Annotated in this window: 21 protein-coding genes; 18 read left to right on the top strand and 3 right to left on the bottom strand. The window is 63.5% G+C overall.

Annotation, left to right across the window (positions count from 1 at the left end):
- Positions 1-2 precede the first annotated feature (2 nt).
- The 14 genes from AC27GT_RS12435 (at position 3) to AC27GT_RS12500 (ending at position 15,568) form a co-directional block, all read left to right on the top strand.
- The gene (locus tag AC27GT_RS12435; RefSeq protein WP_126164657.1) at positions 3-1,169 is read left to right on the top strand and encodes an ABC transporter substrate-binding protein; all 1,167 of its coding nucleotides are present in this window, start codon (positions 3-5) and stop codon (positions 1,167-1,169) included.
- Positions 1,170-1,247: 78 nt separating this feature from the next.
- On the top strand, positions 1,248-2,177 hold the full coding sequence (locus AC27GT_RS12440) for an ABC transporter ATP-binding protein (protein ID WP_041438930.1): 930 nt from the start codon (positions 1,248-1,250) through the stop codon (positions 2,175-2,177).
- Entirely contained in the window at positions 2,177-3,085 is a 909-nt protein-coding gene (locus AC27GT_RS12445) for an ABC transporter permease (protein WP_015717180.1), read from the top strand. The genes AC27GT_RS12440 and AC27GT_RS12445 overlap by 1 nt, the downstream gene beginning before the upstream one ends.
- 8 nt (positions 3,086-3,093) lie before the next feature.
- The gene (locus AC27GT_RS12450) at positions 3,094-3,882 is read left to right on the top strand and encodes an ABC transporter permease (protein WP_015717179.1); all 789 of its coding nucleotides are present in this window, start codon (positions 3,094-3,096) and stop codon (positions 3,880-3,882) included.
- 10 nt (positions 3,883-3,892) lie between these two features.
- On the top strand, positions 3,893-5,326 hold the full coding sequence (locus AC27GT_RS12455; RefSeq protein ID WP_015717178.1) for a gamma-aminobutyraldehyde dehydrogenase: 1,434 nt from the start codon (positions 3,893-3,895) through the stop codon (positions 5,324-5,326).
- On the top strand, positions 5,319-6,668 hold the full coding sequence (locus tag AC27GT_RS12460; RefSeq protein ID WP_015717177.1) for a transaminase: 1,350 nt from the start codon (positions 5,319-5,321) through the stop codon (positions 6,666-6,668). The genes AC27GT_RS12455 and AC27GT_RS12460 overlap by 8 nt, the downstream gene beginning before the upstream one ends.
- Positions 6,665-7,705, top strand: coding sequence for an ABC transporter ATP-binding protein (locus AC27GT_RS12465; protein WP_015717176.1), 1,041 nt, complete (start codon positions 6,665-6,667; stop codon positions 7,703-7,705). Before AC27GT_RS12460 ends, AC27GT_RS12465 begins: the two co-directional genes overlap by 4 nt.
- On the top strand, positions 7,698-8,603 hold the full coding sequence (locus tag AC27GT_RS12470; protein WP_126170888.1) for an ABC transporter permease: 906 nt from the start codon (positions 7,698-7,700) through the stop codon (positions 8,601-8,603). Before AC27GT_RS12465 ends, AC27GT_RS12470 begins: the two co-directional genes overlap by 8 nt.
- Positions 8,600-9,391: an ABC transporter permease gene (locus AC27GT_RS12475; RefSeq protein ID WP_487224243.1), complete on the top strand. Its 792-nt coding sequence runs from the start codon at positions 8,600-8,602 to the stop codon at positions 9,389-9,391. The genes AC27GT_RS12470 and AC27GT_RS12475 overlap by 4 nt, the downstream gene beginning before the upstream one ends.
- On the top strand, positions 9,388-10,413 hold the full coding sequence (locus AC27GT_RS12480; RefSeq protein WP_126170890.1) for a polyamine ABC transporter substrate-binding protein: 1,026 nt from the start codon (positions 9,388-9,390) through the stop codon (positions 10,411-10,413). The genes AC27GT_RS12475 and AC27GT_RS12480 overlap by 4 nt, the downstream gene beginning before the upstream one ends.
- 6 nt (positions 10,414-10,419) lie before the next feature.
- Positions 10,420-11,763 (top strand): aspartate aminotransferase family protein, encoded by a 1,344-nt coding sequence (locus AC27GT_RS12485; protein ID WP_487224244.1) that lies wholly within the window; start codon positions 10,420-10,422, stop codon positions 11,761-11,763.
- Positions 11,747-12,415, top strand: a complete 669-nt coding sequence (locus AC27GT_RS12490) for a GNAT family N-acetyltransferase (RefSeq protein ID WP_015717171.1) — start codon at positions 11,747-11,749, stop codon at positions 12,413-12,415. The genes AC27GT_RS12485 and AC27GT_RS12490 overlap by 17 nt, the downstream gene beginning before the upstream one ends.
- On the top strand, positions 12,412-13,878 hold the full coding sequence (locus AC27GT_RS12495) for an amidohydrolase (RefSeq protein WP_041438352.1): 1,467 nt from the start codon (positions 12,412-12,414) through the stop codon (positions 13,876-13,878). Before AC27GT_RS12490 ends, AC27GT_RS12495 begins: the two co-directional genes overlap by 4 nt.
- Complete coding sequence (locus AC27GT_RS12500) at positions 13,856-15,568, top strand: aldehyde ferredoxin oxidoreductase C-terminal domain-containing protein (protein WP_487224246.1); 1,713 nt, start codon at positions 13,856-13,858, stop codon at positions 15,566-15,568. Before AC27GT_RS12495 ends, AC27GT_RS12500 begins: the two co-directional genes overlap by 23 nt.
- Here AC27GT_RS12500 and AC27GT_RS12505 read toward each other — a convergent pair.
- Complete coding sequence (locus AC27GT_RS12505; protein ID WP_126164502.1) at positions 15,541-17,088, bottom strand: acyl-CoA dehydrogenase family protein; 1,548 nt, start codon at positions 17,086-17,088, stop codon at positions 15,541-15,543. The two genes, AC27GT_RS12500 and AC27GT_RS12505, sit on opposite strands and share 28 nt — an antisense overlap.
- 95 nt (positions 17,089-17,183) lie before the next feature.
- Between AC27GT_RS12505 and AC27GT_RS12510 the strand changes: the two genes are divergently transcribed.
- The 3 genes from AC27GT_RS12510 to pxpB are packed head-to-tail and all read left to right on the top strand — an operon-like array spanning position 17,184 to position 21,158.
- The gene (locus tag AC27GT_RS12510) at positions 17,184-17,585 is read left to right on the top strand and encodes a MarR family winged helix-turn-helix transcriptional regulator (protein ID WP_126164503.1); all 402 of its coding nucleotides are present in this window, start codon (positions 17,184-17,186) and stop codon (positions 17,583-17,585) included.
- Positions 17,582-19,615 carry an MDR family MFS transporter gene (locus AC27GT_RS12515; protein ID WP_126202546.1) on the top strand — a complete coding sequence of 678 codons (2,034 nt, stop codon included), beginning with the start codon at positions 17,582-17,584 and terminating at the stop codon, positions 19,613-19,615. The genes AC27GT_RS12510 and AC27GT_RS12515 overlap by 4 nt, the downstream gene beginning before the upstream one ends.
- 4 nt (positions 19,616-19,619) lie before the next feature.
- Entirely contained in the window at positions 19,620-21,158 is a 1,539-nt protein-coding gene (pxpB, locus tag AC27GT_RS12520; RefSeq protein ID WP_015717165.1) for a 5-oxoprolinase subunit PxpB, read from the top strand.
- Positions 21,159-21,166: 8 nt separating this feature from the next.
- Here the strand turns inward: pxpB and AC27GT_RS12525 are convergent, their stop codons facing one another.
- Both AC27GT_RS12525 and AC27GT_RS12530 read right to left on the bottom strand, forming a co-directional pair.
- The gene (locus AC27GT_RS12525) at positions 21,167-22,369 is read right to left on the bottom strand and encodes a thiolase family protein (protein WP_015717164.1); all 1,203 of its coding nucleotides are present in this window, start codon (positions 22,367-22,369) and stop codon (positions 21,167-21,169) included.
- A 121-nt stretch (positions 22,370-22,490) separates the two neighbouring features.
- Entirely contained in the window at positions 22,491-24,482 is a 1,992-nt protein-coding gene (locus AC27GT_RS12530) for a thioredoxin domain-containing protein (protein WP_015717163.1), read from the bottom strand.
- 151 nt (positions 24,483-24,633) lie between these two features.
- On the opposite strand from AC27GT_RS12530, the gene AC27GT_RS12535 reads away from it, so the two are divergent.
- On the top strand, positions 24,634-24,949 hold a 316-nt coding region (locus AC27GT_RS12535), incomplete at its 3' end, for a helix-turn-helix domain-containing protein (RefSeq protein ID WP_487224245.1).

Consider the following 24,949-nt stretch of genomic DNA (forward strand, 5'->3'; position numbering starts at 1 on the left):
GGATGAGGGGATGGAAAGTGTGGATGCAGGGTTTGGCGGTCCTGGCCTTACTGAACCCGGGCTATGCCCAGGTTCCAGCCTCCAGGATGAGGCAGAGCCTGGGAAAGTTGGAAGGGCAACTTAACATCTTGGCTTGGCCTGGCTACATTGAACGGGGTCAGTCGGACCCCAATTACGACTGGGTCACGCCCTTTGAAAAGGCCACGGGATGCAAGGTGAATGTTAAGGTGTTTGCCAGTTCGGACGAGGCGGTGGCCCTCATGAACCAAGGCGGTTACGACCTGGTAACCGCTTCGGGAGATGCCACGCTGAGGCTCATCTACGGTAACAAGGTGCAGCCCGTTAACTACAAGCTTGTGCCCAGCACGGCGAAGCTGGATAAGAGGTTGCGCAATGGGCCTTGGTACGTGGTGAATGGGGTGCCCTATGGGGTGCCTTACCAGTGGGGACCCAACGTGCTGGCCTACAACACAAAGGTCTTCCCCACGCCCCCCACCAGCTGGAAGGTGGTGTTTGAGGAAACCATGCTTCCCGATGGCAAGTCCAATAAAGGGCGGGTCCAGGCTTACTATGGCCCCATCTATGTGGCGGACGCTGCCTTGTACCTCATGAAAACCCGTCCCGATCTAGGGATAAAAGACCCTTACGAGCTGAACGAGAAGCAGTACCAGGCGGTATTGGGGCTCTTGCGGCAGCAACGGAAGATTGTCCAGCGGTACTGGTCGGATGCTAACCAACAGGTACAAGACTTTATCAACGAAGGGGTGGTGGCCGCACCTTCCTGGCCTTTCCAGGTGAACACCCTTAAAGCAGGGAATCACCCGGTTAGCAGCACCATTCCCAAAGAAGGGGCGACTGGGTGGGCGGACACCACCATGATGCACGTGGATGCCAAGAACCCCAACTGTGCTTACAAATGGTTGGAGTGGAGCTTGAACCCCAAGGTGCAGGGAGACATCGCTGCCTGGTTCGGCTCCAACCCGGTGGTACCGGAAGGGTGCACCGCGAGTGCGTTGCTGGGTAAGGAGGGGTGCGCTGCTAACGGGTTCAACGACTTTGACAAAATCTATTTCTGGAAGACGCCTGTGGCTAACTGCAAAACCCAGGGACAGTGCGTTCCCTACTCGCGGTGGGTGAGGGACTACATCGCGATCCAGGGGGGTAAGTAGCGGATGCAATCCCGTTCCGCCTCCGCACCGATCTTGCGGGAGAAAAGCTTGGAAGCCGCTCGCCTGGACAAGGTGGGGATGCGGTACGGGCGGGTGGTTGCCCTGGAGAGCATAAGCTTTTCGGTCCAGGAGGGAGAGTTTTTCTCCCTCCTGGGTCCTTCAGGGTCAGGAAAAACCACAACGCTCAGGCTTATCGCCGGTTTTGATCGGCCCAGTTCGGGGAAAGTTTACCTGTTTGGACAGGACGCCACGCACGTGCCCCCGTATCGTCGGGCCGTGAACACCGTCTTTCAGGATTATGCTCTCTTTCCCCACATGAACGTACGGGACAATGTGGCGTATCCTTTGTTGATCCGAAAGGTGCCCCGTACGGAGCGCTACCGCAAAGCTGAGGAGATGCTGGCCCTTGTGAAGCTGGAGGGTTTTGGTGATCGAAGGATTAGCCAGCTTTCCGGAGGGCAGAAGCAGCGGGTAGCCTTGGCCCGTGCGCTTATCTTGAAGCCGCGAGTCCTCCTTTTGGACGAGCCCTTGGGAGCTTTGGACTTGAAGCTACGACAGGAGATGCAGGTGGAGCTAAAGCGCCTGCAACAGCTCCTGGGAATCACCTTTATTTACGTAACCCATGACCAAGGTGAGGCCCTTTCCATGTCAGACCGAGTGGCGGTGTTCTCCAGGGGGCGAATTGAACAGATTGCGCCACCGAAGGAGCTCTACTACCGTCCGCGAACTCAGTTTGTGGCTGAGTTCGTGGGCGGGGCTAACGTTCTTGTGGTGGGAGGGAAGCGATTTGCCCTGCGCCCCGAGCGAATAAGAGTGGTTAAGCCCTCCGAAGGAATCTTGGGCAGGGTGGAAGCAGCGAGCTTTGTGGGTTACGGCAACCAGGTGGAGGTTCGTTTGGGCGATGGCACCTTAATTCGTGTGCTGATGGCGGGAGACAGTGTGTTTACACCTGGGGACGAAGTTGGGCTTGCTTGGGACGCCGATGCTCTCTGGCCTCTGGAGGAGTGATGTTAGGCTTGCTGGCCGATAGGCTTTACATGCATCCCAGGCTTCTGCTTTTCGTCCTCTTGGTGCCCCCTTTCCTTTGGATTGGGGTGCTTTACCTGGGAAGTTTATTCCTCTTCTTAAGCCACGCTTTTTTTCGGATAGATGATTTCACGGGCCAGATTCAGTATAGACCCACCTTGCAGACTCTGGGTGCCGTGCTTACCACGCCGGCCAACTTGGACATCGTGTTGCGCACCTTGGCCATGGCGGTGCTCACCACGTTGGCGTGCATGGTTTTGGCCCTGCCCGTGGCGGTCTACGTATCTTTTCACACCCAGGGGCTCCAGCGGTTAATCTGGCTCCTCCTGATTGTTTTACCCCTCTGGTCCAGTTACCTTATTCGAGTGTACTCCGGAAAGCTGATCTTGGCACAAGAGGGCATACTGGCTTGGGTTGCCGGGCGCTTGGGCCTCGAGGGGGTGCTCGCTTCCCTCCTAAGTACTCCCCTTCTAGGGGGACCCAGCTTGTCCAGCTCGTACTTCGGCCTGTTGCTGGTGTTCACATATATTTGGCTTCCCTACATGATACTTCCTGTCCAGAACGCTCTGGACCGTGTTCCTAAAAACCTCCTGCAGGCGGCCAGCGACCTTGGGGCAACCCCTTGGCTAGCCTTCCGGACGGTGGTGCTGCCCCTGGCCGTACCCGGTTTGGCGGCCGGATCCATCTTCACCTTTTCCTTGACCTTGGGGGATTACATCATTCCCACCCTTCTCGGACCGCCCGGATACTTTGTGGGGCAGATGGTGTACATCCAGCAGGGTACGGCGGGGGATCTTCCTTTGGCGGCGGCCTTTTCCCTGGTGCCGGTCGCCTTGGTAGCCGTTTACCTGAGGTTGGCCCGCAAACTGGGCGCCTTTGAGAACCTTTAGGAGGCGTGATGGAACGACCGGGATGGCTCCTCAGGATGATGGCCTACGGAGCTTTGTTGTTCCTGCACTTTCCTGTACTGGTGGTGATCCTTTACGCCTTTACCACCGAGGATCGAACCTACCACTTCCCTCCGCCCGGGCTCACCCTGAAGTGGTTTGGAGTGGCTTTTGCGCGTGAAGACATGTGGGCAGCTCTGGGCTTGTCGTTCCGGGTGGCCTTGGTCAGTACGGTCGTCGCTCTTGGACTGGGCCTTTTCCTGGCTTTGGGAATGCGCTTCTTCCGCTTCGCCCTGCAGGATTCGCTGTCGCTTTTAGTTACCTTGCCCATAGCGCTACCAGGCATCGTGACGGGGATCGCCTTGCTCACCACTTTTCGTCGGTTGGGGGTAGAGCTGGGTTTTTGGACCATTGTGGCAGGTCATGTGACCTTCACCGTGGTGGTGGTCTACAACGCCGCGGTGGCTCGCCTTCGGAGGCTACCGGACAGCTGGATAGAGGCCAGTTTGGACTTGGGAGCGAATCTTCTCCAGACGTTTCGGCATGTTCTTTTACCTCCCTTGGTGCCCGCCTTGCTCTCCGGGGCGATGCTGGCCTTTGCTTTGTCCTTGGACGAGGTGATCGTTACCACGTTTACGGCTGGGCAGGAGAAGACCCTGCCCATTTGGCTTTTTTCGGAACTGTTCCGCCCGAGAGAACGGCCGCTGACCAACGTGGTGGCCGTCTTGGTGATGGGAATTACCCTGGTTCCCTTGGTGGTTTCACAGTGGCTGGCGTACCGTGACGAGGGACGGGCATAGGAGGTGGGTGATGGTAAGGGAAACGCAGATGCTGATCGCGGGTGAGCTGGTAGCTGGGGAAGGGGAAAGCCTCCCGGTGTACGACCCCAGCACCGGCCAGGTAGTAGCGGAGATACCTGAGGCTACCTTTGAACAGGTGCACCAGGCGGTGATGGCTGCTCGCCAGGCCTTTCCCTCCTGGAGCGAGACCACACCCAGGGAACGCTCCTACCTGCTTTTGGAGCTGGCCCGCCGGGTAGAGGAGGAAGCGGAGGCCTTTGCCCGCCTCGAAGCCCTGGATGTGGGGAAGCCCTTTCAGGCGGTTCTGAACGACGAGATTCCTGCTATCGTGGACACCTTCCGCTTCTTTGCGGGGGCTGCCCGGGTGCTGCCGGGGTCAGCGGCGGGGGAGTATCTGCCGGGCCATACCAGTCTCATCCGCCGCGACCCCGTTGGGGTGGTGGCCTCCATCGCTCCTTGGAATTACCCCCTGATGATGGCTGCTTGGAAGCTCGGGCCTCTGTTGGCTGCAGGGAATACCGGGGTGCTGAAGCCCTCCGAGATTACTCCCCTCACTACCTTGAAGTTGGCCCGGCTTCTGGCAGAGATTTTCCCCAAGGGGGTGGTCAACGTGGTCCATGGCCGGGGGCCCACGGTGGGCCAGGCCCTTATTGACCATTCTGAGGTGGAGATGATCTCCCTTACAGGCTCCATTTCCACCGGGGAGAAGGTGCTACTTGCAGCCGCTAGGGGTATTAAGCGCACCCATCTGGAGCTGGGGGGAAAGGCGCCAGTGATCGTCTTTGCGGATGCGGACCTCGAGGCGGCGGCGGAGGCTGTGCGGTTCTTCGGCTATTACAACGCTGGCCAAGACTGTACCGCGGCCTGCCGGGTCTACGTAGAGCGCCCGGTGTATGAGCGCTTCCTGTCCCTACTATCTGAGAAAGTACAGTCGATCCGGGTAGGAGCTCCCTTTCAGGAAGGGGTGGAGATGGGCCCCCTGGTGTCTCAGGAGCACCGGGAGCGGGTGCGGGGGTTTGTGGAGCGGGCCCTAGCCACGGGCCACGTGGAGGCGGTGGTGGGGGGCAGACCCATGGAGGGGCCTGGCTACTTCTACGAGCCCACAGTGCTGGCCCACGCCAGGCAGGAGGACGAGATCGTCCGCAAGGAGGTTTTCGGGCCTGTGGTTTCGGTGACGCCTTTTTCTGGGGCCGAGGAGGCCATTGCCTTGGCCAACGACTCAGATTATGGCCTAGCCTCCAGCGTTTTTACCGGGGACGTGGGACGGGCCATGCGGGTGGCAGCACGCTTGCGCTATGGCACCACCTGGGTGAATACCCACTTCATGTTGGTGAACGAGATGCCCCACGGGGGGCTCAGGCGCTCAGGGTACGGCAAGGACATGAGCCTTTATGCCCTCGAGGACTATACCGTGGTGCGGCACGTGATGATTAAGCATGGATAGGGTCCGCATAGAGCGCCTTTTGCGAAGGGAGCGGGAAGTCTTTGCCCGTAGGAACCCTCGCTCCCAAGCGCTGGCCCAAAGGGCCCAAAGTCACCTACCTGGGGGAGTGCCCATGCCCTGGATGACCCGTTATGCCGGGCCTTTCCCCCTCTTCCTCTCCTGGGCCCAGGGGGCTAGGGTCCAGGACGTGGACGGTCACACCTACTTGGATTTTGCCTTAGGCGACACTGGGGCCATGACCGGGCACAGCCCGGGGGCGGTGGTGACGGAACTGCAGGCCCGGCTTTTGCAGGGCCTCACGGCCATGCTTCCCACAGAGGATGCCCTTTGGGTGGCGGAGGAGCTTTCCCAGCGCTTTGGGCTCCCTTTCTGGCAGTTCACTCTTTCTGCTACCGACGCTAACCGCGCTGCTTTGCGCATCGCCCGGGCTGTCACCGGGCGGCCCAAGGTCCTGGTCTTTCACGGGTGCTACCACGGTACCGTGGACGAGGCCTTTGTCGCCCTGGAAGGGGGCATCCCCAGGAGCCGCAAGGGCAACCTGGGCCCGCCAGTGGACCCCTTGCTCACCACCAAGGTGGTGGAGTGGAATGACCCCCAGGCTCTGGAAGGGGCTTTGGCTGAAAAGGACGTCGCTGCGGTGCTTACCGAGCCCGTTCTTACCAATGTGGGCATCGTCCATCCAGTCCCCGGTTTTTTGGAAATGCTTAGGTCTCTCACGCGCAAATACGGGACGCTTCTCGTTCTGGATGAAACACACACCCTGTGCGCCGGGCCTGGCGGCTGCACGGCCCGCTTCCACCTGGAACCCGACCTCCTCACCCTGGGCAAAGCCCTGGGCAGTGGGGTACCTATCGGGGCGTACGGGCTGTCCCGGGAGGTGGCGGAGGCTTATGCGGAGCTCCTCCGGGGTCCTCACGCGGACACTGCCGGGGTGGGGGGTACCCTGGCGGCCAACGCCTTCTCCCTGCGGGCAGCCCGACTCACGTTAGAAAGGGTGCTCACCGAGGAGAGCTTTGCTCGGATGGAGGCGTTAGGGGAGCGTTTTCAGGCAGGAGTGGAGGCGGTGATCCGCCAGGCCGGGTTGCCCTGGCATGTCACCCGCCTCGGGGGGCGGGTGGAGTACCTGTTCCGCCCTGAGGCAGCGGAAAATGGCACCCAGGCTCTGGAGGGACAGGATCCCCTTTTGGACCCCTTCATTCACCTTTTTCTTTTGAACCGTGGGGTGCTCCTGACTCCCTTTCACAACATGGCCCTTATGAGCCCTGTCACCACGGAGGCGATGGTGGACCGCCACACCGAGCTATTTGCTGAGGCGGTGGCATCCCTCTTGGGGGTAGCATGACGGAGGTGCTGGAAAAAGTAGAAGGGCTGCTCCTCCAGGACCTCCGCAAGCGCTTTGGCGAGCTGGAGGTGCTCAAAGGGATTACCCTCGAGGTCAAGAAGGGGGAGTTTTTCACCCTCCTTGGACCCTCGGGATGCGGGAAAACCACCCTGCTTCGCCTGGTGGGAGGGTTTGAACTCCCCGATGCGGGGCGGATCGTGCTCTCGGGCAGGGATCTTACAGGCCTTCCCGCCCACAGGCGTCCGGTGAACACGGTCTTCCAGAACTACGCCCTTTTCCCCCATCTCACCGTCTACGAGAACGTGGCCTTCGGCTTGCGGAGTCGCCGCTTTCCCGAGGCGGTGATCCGGAGCAAGGTGGAGTACGCCCTGGGGCTTGTGCGCTTGGAGAGCCTGGTCCATCGCTACCCCCATCAGCTTTCGGGAGGGCAGAAGCAACGGGTGGCCTTGGCCCGGGCCCTGGTCAACGAGCCGGAGGTTCTGCTCCTGGACGAGCCCATGAGCGCTTTGGATGCCAAGCTCCGGGCCGAGGTGCAGGTGGAGCTGAGAAACCTTCAGAGGCGTCTGGGAGCCACCTTTATCCTGGTCACCCACGACCAGGAGGAGGCCATGGCGGTTTCCGACCGCATCGGGGTCATGGAGGGGGGCGTCCTTTTGCAGGTGGGGACACCCGACGAGGTCTACGAAAGGCCCAGGACCCGGTTCGTGGCGGAGTTTCTGGGGGTGGCGAACCTGATTCCCGCCCGGAAGGTAAGGGAAGGCGCAGAAACCCCTTTGGGTGTTTTCCCCCTGAAGGTGCCCTGGAACGAGGGTTTCTTGGCCCTGCGTCCGGAGCGGGTGGAGATTCACGAGGTCCCTGTTCCTGGAAGCCTGCCCGCAAGGGTGAGGCAGGTGATCTACCGGGGAGCCTACCTCGAGGTGTTTTTGGAAGCACTGGGCCAGGTGCCCTTGCGCGCCCGCAACTCCTTGCGGTTGGAGGTGGGGCAGGAGGTCTTCGTCCGACTTCCCCTGGAGGGGCTGGTGGTGCTGGATGGCTAGGGTGCTGGTCTGGTACGGGGAGCTGGCCACCGCCAGGAGCCTCGTGTGGCGTGGGGTGCTCCTGGTCCTGCCCGGGCTTCTTTGGCTCATGGCCTTTCTGGTGCTTCCTGGGCTGGTGCTCATTCCCTTATCCTTCGCCGAGCGGGGGCCGTATGGGGAGGTGATCTGGACCTTCACCTGGGAAAACTACCGCCGGCTTCTTGGCTTTGGTGTCCTGGGCTTTAGCCTGGACAACCTGCTGGCCCTGGTGCGCACCGTATGGGTGGCCTTGGTAACCACCCTGCTGGCCGCGGTGCTGGCCTATCCCATCGCCTTCTTTATACGGGCCCAGCATCCCCGCCGCCGCTACCTTGTCCTTTCCCTGGTCCTCATTCCCTTCTGGACCAACATTGTGATCCGCACCTACGCCTGGCAGCTTCTCCTGGCCCCGGAGATGCCCTTCGCCCGGATCCTGGCCGCCTTGGGCCTGGTGGAGCCGGGCATGGCCTTGTTCCCCAGCAGCCTCGCCGTTTACCTGGGCATGCTGAGCGCCTTCCTTCCCTTCATGGTCTTGCCCCTTTACTCCAGCGTGGAGCGGATGGACGAGAGCCTCCTCGAGGCGGTCCGGGACCTTTACGGGGGGCCGGTGAGGGTCTTTCTCCACGGCATCCTGCCCCAGACCCTGCCTGGCCTCACCGTGGGGGTTATCCTCACCTTTATCCCCGCCATGGGCATGTTCGTGGTGCCGGACCTCTTGGGTGGGGCCAAGCACCTGCTGGTGGGTAACCTCATCCAGCAGGCCTTTTACACCATGCGGGACTGGCCTTACGGGGCAGCCTTGAGCCTGGTACTCATCCTCCTGACCCTGGTGGCCCTTAGGCTGTACCGCCGCTACGGGAAGGAGGTGGAGCTGGCATGAGGCTTCACTGGCTGACCTCGGCGGTGGCCCTAGGCGCCTTGGCCTTTTTGTACCTGCCCATGCTGGCGGTGGCCCTTTTCTCCTTCAACCGCACCCGGCACGGCCTGGGCTGGGGAGGGTTCACCTGGGACTGGTATGTGAGGCTTTTCCAGAACCCCGCCCTCTTGGAGGCGGCGCAGAACACCCTGGTTCTGGCCCTTCTTTCCACCCTGGTGGCCACGGTTCTGGGAACCCTCTTGGCCCTAGGGCTGGAACGGCATCCTTTCGGTCCTCGAGGGCGTGCCCTTCTGGAAACCACCCTGTACCTTCCCGTGGTCACCCCCGACCTGATCCTGGCGGCCGCCCTGATGGTGGCCTTTGGCTTCCTGCGGCAGGCCTTCTCCCTCTTTGAGCCCGGCCTTCCCGCCATGGTGGTGGGCCACGCCACCTTTCAAGTGGGATTTGTGGCCCTGGTGGTGATGAGCCGCCTCAAGAGTCTGCCCAGGGAGCTGGACGAGGCAGCCCGGGATCTCTACGCCACCTACTCCCTCTACCTGCGCCGGGTCCTTCTGCCCTTGCTGGCGCCGGGGATTGTGGCTGGGGCCATGCTGGCCTTTACCCTTTCCCTGGATGATTTCGTCATCAGCTTCTTCACCGCCGGTCCCGCCAGCCAGACCCTGCCCCTGGTTATCTACGCCTCGGCCCGCAGGGGGATTACCCCGGAGATCCATGCGGTGTCCACCCTGCTTTTTCTGTTCACGGTGGTGTTGGTGTTGAGCGCAGAGCGCTTCACAAGGAGGTCAGCATGAAAAGGTTAGCGGTGTTTTTGGTGGCTTGTTTGGCCCTGGGACTTGCGCAAAAAGGGGAGCTTCGGCTTTTTATCTGGTCCGAGTACATTGACCCCGCCATCCTCCAGGCCTTTACCCAGAAGTACGGTTACCGGGTCCGCATGGACCTCTACGAATCCAACGAGGAGATGATCGCCAAGCTTCAGGCGGGGGGTGTGAGCCAGTACGACATCATCGTGCCCTCGGATTTTTACGTTCCCTCCATCATCCGGTTGGGGCTGGTTCAACCCCTCAACCACGCCAAGATTCCCAACCTGAAGAACCTGGACGATAAGTTCAAGAATCCCCCCTTCGATCCAGGGAACCGCTACTCCGCCGCGTATCAGTGGGGCACCACAGGCCTCATCTTCCGCAAGGACAAGGTGGCCAAGCCCGATTCCTGGGCGGTTCTCTTCAAGGACCCCAAGGCCCCCTTCATCCTCATGGATTCGCCGCGGGAGATGCTGGGCAACGCCCTTCGCTATCTGGGCTACTCGGTCAACACCAAAAATCCCAAGGAGGTGCAGGCGGCAGGCCAGCTTCTCCTTCAGGCCAAGAAGAGCCGGTACTTCCTGGGGTTTGAGGGCGGGGTAGGGGGAAAGAACCGGGTGGTGGCGGGAGCGGCCACCTATGCGGTGGTGTACAACGGGGATGCGGTAAAGGCGGCCGACGAAAACCCTGGCAAGGTGGAGTTCACCATTCCCAAAGAAGGCGCCACCTTGTGGGTGGATTCCCTGATGATCCCCGCCAAGGCGCCGAACCCCGAGGCCGCCCATCTGTTCATCAACTTCATTCTGGATGGCAAGGTGGGGGCCCAGCTTTCCAACTTTAACCGCTACGCCACCCCCAACCGGGCAGCCCTCCCGTACATCCGGCCCGAAGACCGGAAGAACCCGGCCATTTACCCGAGTCCCGAGGTGATGAAGCGTTCGGAGTTCATCCTGGACTTAGGCAAGGATAACCGCATCTACGACGAGGTGTGGACGGCGGTAAAGAGCCGCTAGGAGACTATGGGATACATCCAACTCAAAACAGCCATTCCCGGTCCCAGGAGCCGGGCCCTAATGGAACGGAGGGCCCAGGCGGTCACCCGGGCTTTGGCCCAGGCCAACCCCATCGCCGTGGCCAAGGCCCATGGAGCCTTGGTGGAGGATGTGGATGGCAACCTCCTCATCGACCTGGCCGGGGGTATCGGGGCTTTGGGCGTGGGCCACACGCCCAAGGCGGTGGTGGAGGCCATAAAGGCCCAGGCGGAGAACCTCATCCACATGTGCGCCATTGTGGCCAACTACGAGCCCTACGTGGCCTTGGCGGAGGCCTTGAATGCCCTTTACCCCGGGCCTGGCCCCGCCAAGACCCTCCTGGCCAACGGGGGGGCGGAGGCGGTGGAGAATGCGGTGAAGCTGGCCCGGGCCTTCACGGGGAGGGCCGGGGTCATGGTGTTTGAGGGAGCCTACCATGGCCGCACCAACCTCACCATGGCCATGACCTCCAAGTACGCCCTCTTTAAGAAGGGCTTTGGCCCCTTTGCCCCGGAGGTGTACCGGTTGCCCGTGCCCAACCTGTACCGCACCCCGCCGGGCATGACGGAGGCGGAGTACCTGGAGTGGTCCTTGTGGAACCTGGAAAACGCCTTGGTCGCCCACATCGACGGTTCCGCCCTGGCGGCCATCGTGATTGAGCCGGTGCTGGGCGAGGGAGGCTTCATCCCGGTGCCCCATGCCTTCTTGAGGAAGCTTCGGGAAATCGCCGACCGCACGGGGGCCGTGTTGATCGCCGATGAGGTGCAGTCCGGTTCTGGACGGACGGGGCGGATGTGGGCCATCGAGCATAGCGGGGTGGTGCCCGACCTGATCGTTTCCGCCAAGAGCCTGGGGGCTGGGATGCCCATCAGCGCCGTGACGGGCCGGGCGGAGATTCTGGATGCGCCCCACGTGGGCGGGGTGGGAAGCACCTATGGGGGAAATCCCCTGGCGGCGGTGGCGGCCCTCGAGGCCCTGAGGATCCTCAAGTCCCCGGGTTTCTTGGCCAGGGCCCAGGACATCGAGGCCAAGGTGCGGGAAATCTTCGAGCCCCTCAAGGAAGAGGTCCCGGCCCTGGGGGATGTCCGGGGGATCGGGGCCATGATGGCCCTGGAGTTCGTGAAGGATCCAAAGACGAAGGAGCCCTGGCCCGAGTTCGTTCTGGAGCTGGTGCGGCGGAACGCCGAGAAGGGGGTGATCACCATCCGGGCGGGCCTTTACTCCAACGCCCTCCGCTTCCTGCCACCCCTGGATATCCCTTTGGACATGCTGGAGGAAGGCCTTTCCGTGGTGGCGGAGAACATCCGGGAGGTGTATGCAGCCCTTGCCTGAGCCCTTGCTGGTCTCCGAGGATGGCCGGTTCGCCGTGGTCCAGTCCCAGCCGTGGATGGCCGAGGCCCTCGAGGCCATCCAGGAAGCCAGCTTCCCCACCCTTTCCAGGGAGGAGCGCATGACCAAGGAACACTACCTTTCCCACATGCGCATCTTCCCGGAGGGGCAGCATGCGGTGGTGGAGCTTCCTGGGGGCAAGGTGGTGGCCTGTTCCACCGATTTCCGCACCCGGGTGGACTTCCACCACTACCAGCACCGCTACATTGAGGCCGTGGCCGGGAACTGGCTTACCCGCCACGACCCGGAAGGGGACTGGCTTTACGGGGCGGATATCGGGGTCCTGCCGGAGTACCGGGGTCTGGGCCTTTCCCGGCTGCTTTACCAGGCCCGTCAGAACCTGGCGCGCCGCCTGGGTCTAAAGGGCCATGTGGCGGGGAGCATGCCCAAGGGGTATCACCGCTATGCGTCGGAGATGCCCATAGAGGAGTACGTGCACCGGGTGGTGCGGGGAGAACTCCAGGATCCCGTGCTATCCGTGCAGCTTCGCCGGGGCTACCGGGTGTACGGGATCATCCCCGACTACCTGGAGGATCCCTCCTGCCTGAACTATGGGGTCTTCGTGGTCTGGCGCAACCCGGAGGTGGGCTGGTGAGGAGGATCCCCGGGCAAGTGTACGTCCCGGATGCCCGGGGGCGCTACCGTCCCTACCGGAGCCTCTGGGTGAGGGAAGGGCGGGTGGCGGGCCTTGAGCCAGGGGCGGGAAGAGGAGAGGCCATCCTCCCGGGGTTTCACGACGCCCACGTGCACATCTGGAAGATCGGCCAGCTTCTCACGGACCTCCTGGACCTGCGGGAGGTGGATTCCCTCGAGGCCCTGGCCGGGCTCCTGCGGGAGCGGGATCGGGTTCTGCCCCCCGGGGCCTGGCTTCTCGGCCGGGGGTGGAACGAGGCCAGGTTGGGTGGGGTGCCCAACAGGGCCTTTCTGGATTCCGTGGTGCCGGGCAGGCCCGTGCTTCTTACCCGCACCTGCGCCCATATCCATGCCCTAAACTCCAAGGCCCTGGCGCTTGCGGGGATTGGCCCGGAAACCCCAAGCCCGCCGGGAGGGGAGATTCGCCATGAGGAGGGCCTTCTTCTGGAAAGGGCCTACGGGCTGGTGGAACGGGTCCTCCCCCGGCGTACCGTGGAGGACTACCGCCGCTACATCCTGGCGGGGAGCCGGTATCTCCTGGCCAGAGGGATCACCTCGGCCCTGGAGGCAGGGGCGGACCCCCTTCTTCTGGAGGCCTACCGGAGCCTGGACCAGGAGGGGCTTCTCCCCTTAAGGGTAAGCGTCCTGGCCATCCTTCGGCCCGACGGGGAGGACACCCTTTACCCCCTGCCTGCACTCCACCGTTCGGAGCGGCTTGTGGTTGCCGGGGTCAAGCTCTTTGCCGATGGCGGCCTCTCCGGGGCCTCGGCGGCGGTAAGCCGGCCCTACCGGGAGGTGGGGGGGCAGGGGGTTTTGCGCCTTAAGGCGGAGGAGATCTTTGAGCTGGTGCTTCCGGCCCACCGGAAGGGCTTCTTCGTGGCCACCCACGCCATCGGGGATGTGGCTATAAGGGAGGTGCTTGCCGCCTACGCTCGGCTCTACCGGGAGGAGCCCAGGCCCCTTCGGCACCGCATCGAGCACTTCGGCCTGCCGGGGCCGAAGGAGCTTGCCCTGGCCCGGAGCCTGGGCATCTGGGTGGTTCCCCAGCCCATCTTCCTGAAGGAGCTCAGGGAGAATTTTGTGAGGTACCTGCCGGAGGTGTTTCTCCCTTGGTGCTATAACTTAAGGCGCATGGAGGAGGCAGGCCTTTCCCTGGCGTTTTCCTCCGATGCCCCGGTGGTGCGGGAGGTTTCCCCTGTGCAGGGAGCGCTTGCGGCCTCCCTGCCCCTGACCGGGAGGGGGCTTCCCTTGATGCGCTCCCTGTTTTACTACACCCGTCCGGAAGCCAGTGGCCTCGAGGCCCTGCGCCTCTGGCCCGGACAGCCAGCGGATCTCGTGGTGTTCTCCGAGAATCCTTTTACCCACCCGGAGGAGGCCCGGGTGGTGCGCGTGGAGGTGGATGGTGTGGCGGTCTTTGAGGGTTGACCTTACGGGCAAGCGGGTTTACTGGCAGGAAGTTTCCCCCGAGGAGGTGGCCTATGGCGGCCGCTATCGCACGGGGCGGCTTCTTCTGGAGCGGGAAGCCTACCGCATGGATCCCCTTTCCCCGGAGAACCCCCTGGTGTTCGCCGTGGGTCCCCTGGCGGGAACGGGGTTTTCCAATGCCAACCGCACCAGCGTGGGCACGCGAAGCCCCCTGACCCTGGGCATCAAGGAGGCCAACGGGGGCGGCACCTTCGGTTACGCCCTGGGCCAGATGAAGCTTTCCCACCTGGTCCTGGAGGGGGCAAGCCCCGACTGGGTGGTCCTCCGCATCACCCGGGAGGGCCAGGTCTTCTTTGACCCGGCGGGGGACCTCCTGGGCCTCGGGAACTTTGAGGCGGCGGCCAAGCTGTTTGCCGCCTACGGCAGGAAGATCGCCTTTGCCCTTTTGGGGCCGGTGGGGGAGTACCTGGGCCTCCTTTCGGGCATCGCCTTTTCGGACATCGACGGCAGGCCTTCCCGCCTGGCGGCCCGGGGGGGCGTGGGGGCGGTGATGGGAAGCAAGCGGGTCAAGGCCATCGTGGTGGAGGTGCCGGGGAAGGTGGAGGTCTGGGACAAGCCCAAGGTCACCGGGGCCATCCGCCGCTATGCGGAGCTTCTGCGCCAAGACCCCTTGGTGATGAAGTTCTACAACGCCATAGGCACCATGGGAATGGCGGACTTCCAGAATGCCTTCGGGGGGCTGCCGGTGAGGAACTTTCGCCAGGGCCAGCTGGCCTCCCCGGAGGAGTTCCGCATGGGCGGCCAGTACATCGCTCCCCTCAACAAGGCCCGGGGAGGGAAACACACCCACGCCTGCATGCCTGGATGCGTGATCCAGTGCTCCAACGTCATCGTGGACGAAAAGGGAGAGGAGGTGGTTTCCCCCCTGGAGTACGAGACCATCGGCCTTATGGGAACCAACTGTGGCCTCACCGACCCGGACCAGCTCGCCCGCCTCAATCGCCTGGCCAACGACCTGGGGGTGGACACCATAGAAACCGGGGCCACCTTGGCCCTTTTCATGGAAAAGGGAGAGGCGGACTTTGGGGACTATGCCTTCATGGAGGCCAGGCTCAAAGCCCTCTACACTCCAAGCGAGGAGGCCCGCTTCCTGGCCCAAGGCACCGCCCGGGTGGGGGAGGCGCTTGGGCTTAAGCGGGTTCCCGTCATCAAGCGTCAGGCCATCAGCGCCTACGATCCCAGGGTGGTGGAGGCCACGGGGATCACCATGATGATCACCGCCCAGGGGGCGGACCACACCGCGGGGAATGCCCCGCGCCTGGAAACCCGGGCCATGCCCGTGGAGGAGATCCTCGAGGCCAGCTACCAGGCCCAGGTGAACGCCGCCGCCAATGACGCCCTGGGCCTTTGCGTCTTCGGGGGAAGCGTCACCAACAAGCAGGTGGAGTTCGTGGTGGAAAGCCTAAACGCCGCCCTGGGCACGAACCTGACCCCTGCCTTCTGGCGTGAGCTTGGGGAGGGCGTTTTGCGCCTGGAACATCGCTTTAACCACCTGGCGGGCTTCACCCACCAGGATGACCGCCTCCCGGGCTTCTTCTATGAGGAACCCCTTCCGCCCAAGGGCTACACCGCCCGCTTCCGCCCTGAGGACCTGGTGCCCCTTTACGAGAGGCTGGACCAGGGGTCGTAAAGCTCAGGCCTTTGGGCGGAGGGGGGAAGAGTTTCCCCTTTAAGGAAGCGGCGGGCGTAGAGCTCCGCAAGCTCGGGGAAGGGTTCGGCGGCCACCTTCTCCAAGGCGTAGACCGTCACCACGTCCGCCAAAGCCCTGAGGGCCTCCTTGGCGTACCAGGGTCCTTCCTCTTGCAGCTTCTTGAGGATCTTGTGCGCCTCGGCCTGGGCCCTTGGGCTTTCCCCTAGCATGGCCAAGAGGGGCTCGTGGGCGCGCTTCTTGAGGATGGCCTCCAGCATGTCCAGGGCCTGGATGTTGGCGGGGCCCTCCCATATGGGGGTGATGAGGGCTTCCCGGTGCCAGCGGGCCACCCCGTACTCCTCCAGGAAGCCCAGGCCCCCGAAGAGTTCCATGGCAAGGGCGGTGATGGCGCTGGCGTGCTCGGCGGTGCGCCCCTTGGCCAGGTGGGAGAGGAGGCGGGCCAGGTGGTAGCCCTCGCTGTAGGGGGGCCGCTCCTCCCAAGCTTGGTCAAAAGCCTGGATGGCCAGAAAGGCCAGGGCGGTGCCTCCCACCTGCCTCAGGCGCATCTCCAGGAGGTCGTGCTGAATGAGGTCGTGCTGGAGGAGGGTCTTCCCGAAGGCTGTCCGCCTCCTTACCCGGAAGAGGGCCTCGAGGTGGGCTTTCTTGGCGATGCCCATGGCGGCGGCCGCATTGGCCAACCGGCTCACCGTGAGGTTTTCCAGGGTGTAGTAAATACCTTCCTCCAGCCTGCCGATGGGGTAAGCCAGGCTTCCCTCCAGCTCCACCTCCCCTGAGGGCACAGCCCGGGTGGCCAGCTTTTCCTTAAACCGGCGCACGGTAAAGTTCAACCTCCCCTCCACCTCCCGGGGCAGGAGGAAGAGGCCAAGGCCCTTGGGGCCGGCCGGGGCTCCCTCCGGCCTGGCGGTGACGATGGCATAGTCGGCCAGGCCCGCCCCTGAGGCGAAGTACTTGTCCCCCTGGTAAAGGCGGTAGGCGTTTCCCTCCCGCCGGGCCACGGTGCGGTTGGCCCCCAGGTCGCTTCCTCCCTGGATCTCCGTCATCCAGGTGGCGCCGAAGGCCGGGCCGTAAAGAAGATCCCGCTTCACCCCTTCGTGCTCAGGGGCGTACTTGTGGAGGGCGTAGGCCACCTGGTGGGTGATGGTGAGGATGCAGTAAAGCCCTCCATCCGCCAGGAGGTACCCAAAGGCGTAGTGGAGGGGCCAGCCGCGGCCCTCATAGGCGGGGCGGATCATGGGGCGAAGCTTCTCCAAGAGGGTCTTTTGCGCAGGGGAGAGGAGGGCCCGGTCTATACGGTTCCCATCCAGGTCGTGCATCTGGAGGCGGGGCGGGGCATCCTGGTCCACGTGGTGGGCCACCTCCAAAACCTCTTCCCCCACCAGCTTCCCGAAGGCGGAGAGCTCCTCCTGGGGGAGGCCGGGGGCAAAAGTGTGTAATATCGCTTTTAGGTCCGGGTCAAGCTTATAGTGATCCTCGCCCTGGCTGTAAAAGCGTGCCCTCATGGTTTCCTCCGAGTCCCAGGCTAATCCCGGGAGGAAGGCGCGTCAAGGTGAGGCGATTCACGCTCAAATAGTTTATCTTGAAATAATATGACCGCATGGTTTGGGAGGTGATGAGCCGAATCTGGCGTTTGCAGCGAGCCTTGCGCGAGGAGATGGAGGAGGGCCTCGAGGCCCTGGACCTTTCCGGCCTGGAGGCCTGGTTGCTCCGGGTGGTGGATACTCACCCGTATCCCTCGGATGCCGCCCGGCACATGGGTCTGCCGCCGCCCACCGTAAGCCATATGCTGAGGAGGCTTGAGGAAAAGAACTTCTTGGAGCGCTCCTTGGACAACAAGGACCTTCGCCGCTTCAGCTTTCGCCTCACGGAAAAGGGAAGGAACGCCTTGCGGCAAGCGGAGGCGCTTATGGAGGCGGCGCTCAGGCGGCGCCTCGCCCGGCTTAAGCCGGAGGAAATCGCGCACTTGTTGGAGTTACTGGGCAGGTTGGAGGTAGCATGAATCCCACACCACAAGAGGTTCGCTTCACCATGATCGGGGTCCTGCTGGGGGTTTTGCTGGCAGCCCTGGACCAGACCATCGTGTCCACCGCCATGCCCCGCATTGTGGGAGAGCTTAGGGGAGCCGAGTACTACGCCTGGGTCACCACCAGCTACCTCCTCACCTCCACGGTTTCCGCTCCCATCTTTGGTAGGCTCACGGAGCTCTTCTCTCGCAAAGGGGTTTTGCTTTGGGCGGTAAGCCTTTTCCTTCTGGGTTCGGCCCTTTCCGGGCTGTCCCAGAACATGACCCAGCTAATCCTCTTCCGGGGGCTACAGGGGGTGGGGGGTGGGGCCCTTTTCGCCCTGGCCCTCACCACTATCGCTGTGCTCTTTCCCCCTCGTCAGCGGGGCAAGCTGGCGGGGGCTTTCGGGGCTATTTTCGGCCTTTCCTCCGCGGTGGGGCCCTGGCTGGGAGGTCTCCTCACTGACCACCTTTCCTGGAGGTGGGTGTTTTACATCAACATGCCCGTGGGGGCGGTGGCGCTGGGGTTCATCCTGCGCTACATGCCCCGGCTTCGGCCTGGAGGGCGGGAACCCTTCGACTTCCTGGGGGCCATGCTCCTCGTCCTCTGGACGGTGCCCCTAATGCTGGCCTTTTCCTGGGGAGGAAGCACGTACCCTTGGGGAAGTCCAGCGATCCTGGGGCTTTTCACCTTGGCTTTCCTAGGGCTTCTCCTTTGGATTTGGGTGGAGATCCGGCTTCCCTACCCGCTGTTTGACCTCTCGGTTTTCCGGGGAAGGGTGTTCAGCCTCTCGGCCGTGGCGGCCTTCTTCTATGGCCCGGCCTTTCTGGGGGCGGTAGCCTTCCTGCCCCTATACCTGCAGGTGGTGAAGGGGGTTTCCGCCAGCCAAAGCGGGATCACCGTCCTGCCCTTGACCCTGGGCGTGGTGGTAGGGAGTTTGGGCGGCGGACAGCTCCTGGCCCGTTTCGGGCGGTACAAGGCCCTCCTCCTCACCAGCGCCGGGTTTCTGTTGGCCCTTTTCCTGGTTCTCCACTTCACCCTCACGGTGGGGACCCCTCTGGCAGAGGTGGTGGGTCTATTCTTCCTGCTGGGCCTTGGCTTGGGTCCAGCCCAGAGCGTCCTCAACATCGTGGCGCAAAGCGGCCTGCCCAGGGAACGCATGGGGAGTGGGACCAGCATGGTCCAGTTCATGCGCCAGATCGGGTCCACCATGGGGATTGCCTTGCTGGGGACCATCCTGGCTCAAAGCCTCACGGACCACCTCCAGGGTGCTTTTCCCTCGGGGACCTCCACCCCCGCCCTGAGCCGTGCGGGGGAGGGGATGGCCCTGGACCTGGACCGGGAGTTTGCCCGCCTCGAGGACTTGCTGGTAAGGGCCCTTAAGGGGGAGGAAGAAGCCTACCAGGCCTTGATGGCAGATCCCTTCCTGCCCGGGGATTTCAAGCGGTCCCTGAGGCCCGGGGGCATTCCCACCCAGTTCGCCGAGGTGAGGGAACAGGTGGCCAGGGCCTTGCGGGGGGACGACGGGGCGCGGAAGGCGCTTTTGGCGGATCCCACCTTGCCGCCCGAGATAAAGGTTGTTCTCCTCCCCGGCGGGGTGGCCCAGGGGACTCTCGCCTTGCTGGAGCGGACCTGGTCCGGGGATGTGACGGCCAGGGAAGCCCTTTTCCAGCTGCCCTGGGGAAAAAGCCTCGAGGGATTCCTTGCCGCACCACCCTCCCCAGCCCTTAGGGCCCAGGTGATGTCCCAGCTTAAAACCCTGGAGGACAGGGTGGTGGCCCAGGTGCAGGCTTCCTTGAAAAGGGCGGAGGCTCAGGCCCTATCCCAAGTGCCTGCCCAGGTGGTGTCCCGCCTCGAGGCGGTTCGGCTTAAGCTTAAGGAAGCCCTGCAGGAGGGCATCGTGGAGGCTCTCCGGCGGATCTTTCTCCTTAGCGCCCTCTTTATTGCCCTTTCCCTCGTGACCCTGGTGTTTCTGCCGGACCTGGAGCTTTCGGGAGGCCTCGGGCCCCGGCCTTCGCTAGAGTGAAGGGGTGGACGGGTTCTACCTGGCCTTTGGCGAGGGGCTTTCCGAGGAAGCCAACCGCATGGCCCAGGCCCTGGCCGGCCTTCTTCTAAAGGCTCCCCCCGAGGGGCTTTGGGAGGCAGTTCCCGCCTACGGCACCCTGTACCTGGAGTACGATGCCAGGCGGCTTTCCCGGAAACGGCTCCTTGGGCTTGTTTCCCGGCTGGCCACCACCCTGGCCGAAACTGGGGAGGAAAGCAGGCTGGTGGAGATCCCCGTGCGCTACGATGGGGAAGATCTCTTGGAGGTGGCCGGGCGCACGGGGCTTCCCCTGGAGGAGGTGAAACGCCTGCACCAGGCACCTCTTTACCGGGTCTATGCCCTGGGGTTTACCCCCGGGTTTCCCTTTTTGGCCCCGGTGGAACCGGCCTTGCGCCTGCCCCGCCGCCCCCACCCTAGGCCCAGGGTGCCGGCCCACGCGGTGGCCATGGCCGGGCCCCAGACGGGCATCTACCCTCTGCCTTCCCCTGGAGGGTGGCATCTTTTGGGCACCGCCTTGGTGGCGGTCTACGATCCCCATCGGGAGGAACCCTTTCTCCTCAGGCCAGGGGACCGGGTGCGCTTCCGGGAAGCTGAGGGTTCCACTCCCCCGGAGCCCAGTCCCTTGGCCCTACTTCCCGAGGAGCCCAGGATTACTGCCCTGCGGGTGGAGGAGCCGGGTCTACTAGACCTGGTGGTGGATGGGGGAAGGTTCCTGGCGGGCCACCTGGGCTTGGCCCGTTCCGGGCCCTTGGATCCCTACTCCGCCTCCCTGGCCAACCGCCTGGTGGGGAATCCCCCGGGCGCACCCCTTTTGGAGGTGGCCTACCGGGGCCCGGTCCTCACCGCTCTTAGGGATCTGGTGGCGGCGGTGGCGGGGTATGGGCTTACCGCTCTCCTGGAGGGGGAAGAGATCCCGCCGGGCCAGAGCTTTTTCTGGCCTAGGGGCAAAACCCTCTCCTTCCGGCCCAAGGGCCGGGGGGTCAGGGTTTACCTGGCGGTGGCGGGAGCCCTCGAGGGCCGTTCCTTTATGGGTTCCGTGTCCCCGGACCTGCGGGGCAGGATCGGTCGTCCGTTAGAGGCGGGGGATGTCTTGGGTCTGGGGGAGGAAAGGGCGGTGCGGCCGGGACTCGCCTTCCGGCAAAGGCCCTTGCCGGAAACCTTTCGCCTCCGTCTCCTTCCCGGGCCCCAGTTTTCCTGGGAGGCCCGTAGGGCCCTGGCTTCCGCCTCCTTCCGGGTGGTGCGGGCGGACCGGATGGGCGTGGAGCTCCTGGGGCCGGAGGTACCTGGGGGGGAAGGGCTTTCCGAGGCCACGCCCTTGGGAGGTATCCAGGTGCCCCCTTCCGGGCGCCCCCTGGTGCTTTTGGTGGATAAGGGGAGCCTTGGGGGCTATGCCAAGCCGGCCAGGGTTCATCCTGGAGATCTCTGGCTTTTCGGTCAGGTGTGGCCGGGAGTGGAGTTAGCGTTCACATGCGAGTATCATCGTGAGAGACAGCACATAGTTCCCATCCTGGCCTGGGAAGGTTAGGGGAAGCCTCACACCGCCTCCACCACCATAGCGATTCCCTGACCCACACCGATGCACATGGTAGCCAGGCCGAACTGAACTTTTCTGCGCTGCATTTCGTGGAGCAGGGTGGTGAGGATGCGGGCTCCGGAGGCTCCCAGGGGGTGGCCGATGGCAATGGCCCCGCCGTTGGGATTCAGACGGGGGTCCTCCATGTCCAGGCCCCACTCCCTGAGCACGGCGAGGCTTTGGGCGGCGAAGGCCTCGTTGAGTTCAATCAGGCCGATGTCCTTAAGGGTGAGGCCTGCCCGTTCCAAGGCCTTCTTGGTGGCGGGCACCGGCCCGATGCCCATGATCCTGGGGGGAACCCCGGCCACGGCGATGCTCCGCACCCGGGCCAGGGGGGTGAGGCCGTGGGCCTTGCCGTAGGCATCGGAGACCAGGAGGACCGCAGCGGCCCCGTCGTTCAGGGGGCTGGAGTTTCCTGCGGTCACCGTGCCCCCCTCCCGGAACACGGGCCTGAGCTGGGCCAGTTTCTCCAGGGAGGTATCCCTCCTTGGCCCCTCATCCACCTCCACCCGGACTTCCTCCTTCCCCCGCTTCACGGGCACGGGGACCACCTCCTTGGCGAAGCGCCCCTCGTCCCAGGCGCGGATGGCCTTTTGGTGGGAGAGGAGGGCGAAGCGGTCCTGCTCCTCCCGGGGGATCTGGTACATCTCCGCCAGGTTCTCAGCGGTTTCCCCCATGCTTTCCGTGCCGTAAAGGGCCTGCATTTTGGGGTTAATGAGCCGCCAGCCCAGGGTGGTGTCGTACATCACCTGATTGCCGGTGGGGAAGGGCCTTTCCGCCTTGGGCACCACAAAGGGAGCCCGGGACATGGACTCCACCCCGCTCCCGATGTAGACCTGGCCTTCCCCTGCCCAGATGGCCCGCACCGCCTGGGCCACCGCCTCCAGACCGGATCCGCAGAGGCGGTTGACCGTGCACCCCGCCACTTCCACGGGGAAACCCGCCAGGAGGAGGGCCATGCGGGCCACGTTGCGGTTGTCTTCTCCGGCTTGGTTGGCGCAGCCGGCGTAGACGTCCTCTACTTCCTCCTTGGGGACTCCGCTTCGTTCCATGAGGACGGAGAGGGCTAGGGCCAGGAGATCGTCGGGGCGCACACTGGCCAGGGCACCCCCGTGCTTGCCGATGGGGGTTCTGAGGGCTTCCACAATCCAGGCTTCGGGCATGGGACCTCCTTACCGACCGTTCGGTAACAGTGTAGGGGAACTAAAAGGGAAAGTCAATGCTGTTGGAGAGAGGAGAGGCACAAGGGGGTTTAATCGTGAAAGACAACACAAACAAGGAGGGCTACCCACCGTAGACCGCCCGTACCTCCTCCACCAGGCTATTCACCTCCTCAACCGGTAACCGGCAGGCTCCCTCCCGGCACAGGTAGGCTCTTCCGGGCTCCCGCCCTAGAAGGCCCGGAAGGGCATCCGCTGGCCCCACCACCAACTGGGTAAGGGGTAGGTAAAGCTCCCGTACCGACTCCAGAATCGGGGTGGGCGTGGGGAGGGCAAGCTCCGTTCCTTCCTTGAGGAGGCGGTGAACCAGGAGCAAGCCAGGAAGGGCGTGGGGATGGCGCTCAAGCCACAGGGCCCCTTCCTCCAAAAGCAACTCGGCCCGCCTGCGGTAGTCCCCGCCAAAGGCCGCCTGCAAGCGCCAGAAGGCCTCGGCCAGGGCGCTTTTGTCAGAGGGAAGGGTGGTTTCCTCCACCTCCTTGGCGGGAAGGGGAAGGGCCTTCTGGGCCGGAGGGGTGCTTGGTCCTTCAAAACCCTCCCCTCGAAAGACCTCCCAGGCTGCCTCCGCCAACGACCTTGCCTTCTCCAGATAGGGCCACTCGCCGGTGGCGGTGTAAAGCTCCAGTAAGGCCAAGGCGGTGAAGCTTTGGTCTTGCAAGAAAGCCTCTTCCCCCAGGGCCCCGGCCCGCCACACGTGGCGCACAAGGCCGTCCTTGCCCATGGTTTCCACCAGGAAGTGGGCCCCGCGCCGGGCCGCCATCAAGTAGCGGTCGTCCCTTAAAAGCCTGCCCGCCTCGGCCAGGGCCCGCACCGCCAAGGCAGACCAGTCGGCTAAGACCTTGTCGTCCAAGTTGGGGGGCGTGCGACGTCGCCTTAAGGCAAGAAGCCTAGCCCGGAGGCCTTCCCGCCAGGCTGCAAAGCCCTCCCCCAGCTCCCTCTTTACCTCTTCCTCACCCCAGGCAGTAAGCACGTACCTGGGAGAGTTACCTCCCTCCACGGGCGGGGCTTTCCCCAGGGCAAAATAACGGTGGGCCAGGGGGTAATCCTCCCCCAGGGCCGCCCGCAGCTCGTCCGGAGTCCAGGTGTAGTAACGTCCTTCCTCCCCCTCGCTTTCCGCATCCAAAGCCGTGTAAAACCCTCCTTGGCCAGGGCTTTGCATGGAAAGAAGCCAGTCCAGGGTTTCCCGGGCCACCCTGAGAAAAAGGGGGTCGGCGAAGACCCGGTAAGCCCCCAGGTAGACCCGGGCCAGGAGGGCGTTGTCGTAAAGCATCTTTTCAAAGTGGGGGAGGTACCAGAAGCGGTCCACGGCGTAACGGTGGAACCCTCCACCCACCTGGTCGTAGACCCCACCCAGGGCCATGGCCCTTAGGGTCTTGTGGAGGATCCTGCGGGCCTCCTCCTTGCCCCGCCAGGCTAAGGAAAGGAGATAAAGGAGTAGGTTGCCCTGAGGAAACTTGGGTGCGGGGAGAAACCCACCCCACTCTGGGTCAAAGGAGCGGGCAAGAAACGACAAAGCTTTCTCTTCCACATCCTGAGGCACGGGTCCGGGAGCAGGAGTAAGGCTTCGCCAAAGGGCTCGGGAAAGGCGTTCCGCCTCCCTGGTGATGGCCTCCCGTTCCTCCCGCCAGGCCTGGGCTACCGCCAGGAGGACCCGTCTAAAAGAGGGAAGACTTCCGCGGTCTTCCTTGGGGAAATACGTTCCCCCAAAGAAGGGCTTCCCCTCCGGGGTGAGGAAGAGGCTCATGGGCCAGCCCCCCTGGCCGGTGAGGCTGATGAGGGCTTGCATATAGGCGGCGTCCACATCGGGCCGCTCCTCCCGGTCCACCTTCACCGGGATGAAGTACCGGTTGAGGATCCCCGCCACCTCGGGGTCTTTGAAGGACTCCCGGTGCATCACGTGGCACCAGTGGCAGGCGCTGTACCCCACGGAGAGGAATATGGGTTTATCCTCCTGCAAAGCCGCGCTAAAGGCTTCCTCCCCAAAGGGGTACCAGTCCACGGGGTCTTCCGCATGCTGGAGGAGGTAAGGGCTTCTAGAACCCCTTAGGCGGTTGGCCATGCCCTTAGCCTAGCCGCTCAGGGAGGGCTACAAAGGTAGCCATCTCACACGGCGCACCAGGCCCGTGGACTCCCTGAACCCGGACAGACACATGTGAGACTGGACGAGTAAAAATGTGGGGACCACTCCAGGAGAGAGGGGGTCCCCACGGATGCAGCTTACCACGGTTGGCAAAGAGGTTTTGCGGGGAGCGCGGGTCAGCCCGAAGGGCTACCTTGAAGGCCCGGGAACTCCAAGGTCACGCGAAGCGTACCTTGGGGCCGGGGCCGGCGATCCCACGGTTCAGGACCGCTTACGGAAGCTCAAACAGGTGGAGGCGCTCAGGAAATACCGGGTGGGCTGGCCCGAGATCCAGGAGCTTTTGGGGATCAGCCGGGCCACCTATTACCGCTGGCGGAAACGCCTCAAGGAAGAGGGCCTTGCCGGTCTTAAGCCTCGGTCAAGACGTCCGCTTTGGGGCCCCTACC

The organism is Thermus sp. KWY1 (assembly GCF_057547025.1).